Source organism: Bacillus cereus group sp. BfR-BA-01355 (assembly GCF_022663675.1).
GTDB lineage: Bacteria > Bacillota > Bacilli > Bacillales > Bacillaceae_G > Bacillus_A > Bacillus_A thuringiensis_S.
This window is the reverse complement of sequence record NZ_JAKUFY010000196.1, coordinates 1-5,291: the sequence shown is the minus strand read 5'-3', so window position 1 is coordinate 5,291 and position 5,291 is coordinate 1. Positions and strand designations below refer to the sequence as shown.

Here is a 5,291-nt window from a genome sequence, read left to right as displayed (position 1 = left end):
AAACTTCCAACCAAATTGCATTATTCCTGGTCAACAACCTACTGAAAATGTTGTAACTGAGCAACCAACAGCTAAGCCAGAAACTCAAAAGCCTGCTGAGCAAAAACCTGCCGAGCAAAAGCCTGCTGAAGAAGTTCAAAAACCAGAAGCTCAAAAGCCTGCTGAAAACAACAATACTCAAAAACCTGCTGAACAAAAACCAGCTGAGCAAAAGCCTGCTGAAGAAGCAAAATCTTTAAGCGAGTTCGAACAACGTGTTGTTGAATTAACAAACGCTGAGCGTACAAAGCAAGGCTTACCAGCACTAAAAATCGATACTGAATTAAGCAAAGTAGCACGTATTAAGTCTGAAGACATGCAAAAAAACAACTACTTTGATCATAACAGCCCTACATACGGGTCTCCGTTTGACATGATGAAGAAATTTGGTATTTCTTATACATCTGCAGGTGAAAACATCGCTCAAGGCCAACGTACACCTGAAGAAGTAGTACAAGCTTGGATGAACAGCGCTGGACACCGTGCAAACATCTTAAATAACGGCTTCACTCACATCGGTGTTGGTTATGTAGAAAGCGGCAACTACTGGACACAACAATTTATTACAAAGTAAATAGATTAAAAGAGTCTTCTCATAATGAGAAGACTCTTTTTCAAGTTTCATAGCTTTCTATTATGTATGAATAGAAAATATAGAACATAAACAACATAGATCCACAGCTTATTACACTAAGCAATATATAAAATCCCCACTCTAAGTTCAAAAACAATGAAAACAATATGCCACATGCCATCACTTGAAAAATCCGTCTACTTACTAAACGAATTTTTTGTAATTTAATTGGATCTTTTTCTTTGCCTTTTATTTTCTTAAATTCTTTACTCAGCATAAAAAGAAACATACTAATCCCAATCGTTAATCCTGTTTGAAAGAATATAAAATCTCCAAAATTAATCAAGAGAATAAGCATATGAATAAACAACATAAATAATGTAATTTTCTTTATAAATCCGCCTATAATACAATGCTCTCTTTCATTAAACTTAAATATATTATGTGAAATAATATACAAAAATCCATATGAAAAAATAATAAAACAAGGAATAAATGCTACTACAACTTGTTTACTCATAAACTCGTTTGGCTCACCATTTACGTTCCAATGTACTGCCATACGATTTGGTAAATAGGGGTAAAGACATAGAGTAACTAAAAGACAAGCGAAAAATATCCCAAGTACATACTTATATTTGATCAAGTAATTCTCACCTCTCTTTTCTCTTAACGGCTTCGCTTCTTTTAGAGAAATCCCTGCAAAAATCTACTTTTTTCAAATTAAAACTTATACTTTACGCATTTTCTTTTTGAAATTCTTTTATTTTATTATTTAATTTTGTAGGAAACGGCACATCAACTTCAATCGCTTCTTTCGTAATTGGATGCAAGAAATTTATCTTCATCGCATGTAATGCTTGACTGGACATATATTTTGTTTGCCCACCATATAATACATCCCCAACTAGTGGATTACCATTATGACTCATATGAACACGAATTTGATGCGTTCTACCCGTTTCTAATTGTAACGTTACGAAAGTCGTGTTTTGCTTCTTAAAATACTTTTCTACTTTATAATATGTGATAGCTTGGTCACCTTTTGGAGAAATACGACGCCTTGTAGCATGATGGCGATCCCTTCCGATAGCAGCATCAATCGTTCCTTGTTTCTTCTTTACTTTCCCTTCAACGAGCGCTGCGTACGTTCTTTTAATTTTTCGTTCCATTAATAAACGATCCATAATTGCACCAGCAATTCTATGCTTAGCAAACACGACACCACCTGTCGTATCTTTATCTAAACGATGAATATGACGAACCTTCGTCTCTAAACCTTGCATTTGAAAATGAAAAGCAACAAGATTTGCAAGCGTCCTGTTTCCACCTTTTTCAGCAGGATGTGTGTCCATTTGCTCTGGTTTATTTACGATGAGTACGTGATCATCTTCGTATACTACATGTAATTCACCATATTCTGGATCTACACCGTACTCTTCCTCCGCAAACATATGAACTTGTAACTTATCGTTCTCTTTTAAAAGCTCATTCCATCTTCTTTGTTCCCCGTTAACCGTAACACCTTTTTCCATACGAAGCTGATGTAATAGCTTTTTCGGTATTTCCCATTCTACTTTTAATACCGATTCAATACTTATACCATTCCATTTAGCTGGAATGGTAATTTCACACCATTCGCCCTTTTTCTTTGTTTCCATACTGTTTATCACCTTATTTCTATTGATTCTCTCATTGTAACGGAAAACACACTTTGATGCACCGTCAAAAATAGAGGACAGTCTTATAATAGACTGCCCCTCAAGCTCTAAGCCTTTTCATTTCTAACAATACTTCTTCAGCTTTTTGTTCATACGATAAATCTTTAAAGAAATCTGCCAACCTTTTATAATCATTGTAAGCATCTAATAAATCGTCCATCCTTTCTATTTTCATCACTTGTTGTTTTTGTTTCATTTTTACTGGATAACGATAACCTGATACTTCTTGTATTTTGTAATACTCATCCTCTACTTGAACGACCTTTACAAGTTCTTCCTCCTCTGCATCCATCGTATACCCGTCAAATTCTCTAAGTAGTTCATAAATGATATGAGTCCATTCATCTTTTGGATAAAATCCCTTTTCTAACCGATAACCGACAATGCGATACATATGCCCATCGTTTTCTGCAAACTGTACTGTATCATTTAACTTAAACTTAAAATAACGAAACATTGCCTTCACCTACTTGTATGTAATGTTCTTATCACATACTATTTGCAAAATGTAGGTCTTGCTATTCATAAAAAAATGCTCATCAATATGATGAGCATTTTTTTATGATGACTTTTCTCGTTTTTTTCGAAATGGCAACCACCAGTTCCAGTCTCCAAATAACTTCATTAAGCTTGGTACGAGCATAAGACGAATAATTGTTGCATCAAGAAATATTGCTAATGCGACGCCAAGCCCCATCTGCTTTACTGGTAAAATATCAGTAAATGCGAATGCACCCGTTACAACAATCATTATTAAAGCAGCTGATGTAATGATTCTACTTGTTGAAACGAGCCCTTCTAACGTTGCTTGATCGTTATCTCCTGTTTCTTCATAGAGCTCATGAATGCGTGAAATAAGAAATACTTCATAATCCATACTAAGCCCAAATACGAGGCCAAAAATGAAGATTGGTAAGACAAACAGAACCGGACTCGCTTCTAAACCGAAATGACCACCTTCAAATAACCAAACAACAATTCCAATAGTTGCACTTAAACTAAGTATATTCATAATAATTGCCTTAATTGGAATGAGTATAGATCGGAATGCAAATAATAATATAACAAAGGTCGATCCAAATATAACAGACATACCAATTACAACTTTATCTTTAATTTCATCTTCTAATTCTTGTTGAAACGTCGTCATTCCGCCTAGATAATACGTAACATCCGTTTCTTTATAGTTCTTTTTAAAGTCACGCACCCACTGTTTTGCAGTCTCTGTACGTGGTTTTGTTTTCAAAAAGACTTCTATCGTCGTCTTATTCCCTTTCGTGTATGCTTCAAATACAGGAGTTAGTTTCGCTGACTCTGGCGACTGCAATATTCCAACAACTTGATCTGCTTTCATTCCAGTTAACCCGTCGTATAAACTTCTTACTTCATGTACTTTCTTATCATCTTTTAACTTTTGAACGACTTCTTCTATCTTTTGTAGACTTTCTTTTTCTTTCATATCTTCTTTCGTCTCTACAACTAACATAACATCAGCGTGTGTTTTGACAGTTTCATTAAATGCTTCTTCATACTTTTCATATGCAATCCTTGTATCACTCTTTTCAGGTAAAGCTTCAACACCAGGGAACTGCAAATTAGCTGTACGTAACGGCAATAAGCAAATAACAATAAATGTTGTAACAACAATAATCATTGCGATTGGATGTTTCATTACAAATTGTGCAAATTTACGCCATGCTTTTGCCGGCGTATGTGCTACTTGATTCTTTTTTAATATTCTTTTACCTATTAACGATAATAGCGCTGGAAGAAGTGTGAGTGAGAATAAAATACTCATAATCACAACAATCATTCCGCTAATCGCGACAGATTGAATATAATCTATCTTAAAGAAAAACAAACCTGACAACCCAACAAATACGCATAATCCTGAAAATACAATTGCACGTCCTGCCGTCTGATATGTAATTGCTATCGCTTCTTTTACCTTTCGTTTAGCAACTTCCTCTCGAAAACGGTTCACAAATAATAGCGCAAAATCAATAGATAGTGCAAGTCCAATCATCGGTGCAACGTTTAACACGAAAATAGAAAGTTCTTTATCCACACCGATAAAATACAATATACCCATCGTGCTAATAACACTAAGCGCCCCATTCAAAATCGGTAAAATTGATGCCAAAAGGCTACCAAACGAAAATAGTAATACAAGAAACGCAATTGGTAATCCAATCATTTCTGCTACTTTTAAATCATTTTGCGTTCTTTCATTAATCTCTTGATTAATTTTCGGAAATCCTGTAGGTGTTACTTTTAATGCTACATTACTTTCTTTCTCAATCTCATCAGCAAATTGTAATGTCTTTTCCATTCTTTCTTTATTTGTTTTCCCGGAAAATAAAATTGTCGCATAACCGATATCACCTTGTAGCATTTCTTTATTTTGGATTGGGTGATGGAAAGATTCATAGTTCTCTTTCTCTTGAACATTCTTTACAATTTCATCTATTCGTTTTTTAAATTCCTCATGCGAAGCATCTTTATTTTTCTCAAAAACGAGCAGAAGCGTATCTTGAGACCTCTTAAAATCTTTATCTAAAATTTCTTTTGTTTTTTGATAGTCGCCTTCCGTTTGGAAACCGTCACCACCTAATACTCCCGGTAGCTTTGGAGCAAAAATCCCAAGTGCGATTGCGAGCAACAGTAACGCTACAATTACTGTATAACGAAATTGATACAAAAAAGCTCCTAACTTGCCCCACTTATCAACTTTATGAACATTTGTCTTCACACATTTTCACCTACTTTAAATAATTCAATTGTCACTTATACTGTATCATATCTTTATACAAACAAAAAACGCCTAGGAACACTATAATGATAGTTGGTCTGCCCCCATTTGGTGAGACAAAGAAAAAACACCTAGATAACATGTTTCCTATAAGCTATAGGTGACATATTATCTAATTTTCTCTGAATCCGTTCATTATTATAGT

5 protein-coding genes are annotated in these 5,291 nt (G+C 34.6%); 1 reads left to right on the top strand and 4 read right to left on the bottom strand.

Translation table 11 applies throughout. The features are described from left to right. The coding region (locus MR167_RS30330; RefSeq protein WP_242316162.1) for a CAP domain-containing protein at positions 1-613 on the top strand (613 nt) is incomplete at its 5' end. A gap of 40 nt (positions 614-653) precedes the next feature. Here MR167_RS30330 and MR167_RS30325 read toward each other — a convergent pair. The 4 genes from MR167_RS30325 to MR167_RS30310 form a co-directional block, all read right to left on the bottom strand. Continuing rightward, a complete protein-coding gene (locus tag MR167_RS30325; RefSeq protein ID WP_000599007.1) occupies positions 654-1,259 on the bottom strand; it encodes a DUF1648 domain-containing protein in 606 nt (201 codons plus the stop codon). A 91-nt stretch (positions 1,260-1,350) separates the two neighbouring features. Further along, the gene (locus tag MR167_RS30320) at positions 1,351-2,274 is read right to left on the bottom strand and encodes an RluA family pseudouridine synthase (RefSeq protein WP_000448328.1); all 924 of its coding nucleotides are present in this window, start codon (positions 2,272-2,274) and stop codon (positions 1,351-1,353) included. 100 nt (positions 2,275-2,374) lie between these two features. Then, entirely contained in the window at positions 2,375-2,791 is a 417-nt protein-coding gene (locus MR167_RS30315) for a hypothetical protein (protein WP_000490302.1), read from the bottom strand. A 102-nt stretch (positions 2,792-2,893) separates the two neighbouring features. After that, positions 2,894-5,086, bottom strand: a complete 2,193-nt coding sequence (locus tag MR167_RS30310) for an MMPL family transporter (protein ID WP_242316161.1) — start codon at positions 5,084-5,086, stop codon at positions 2,894-2,896. Positions 5,087-5,291 lie beyond the last annotated feature (205 nt).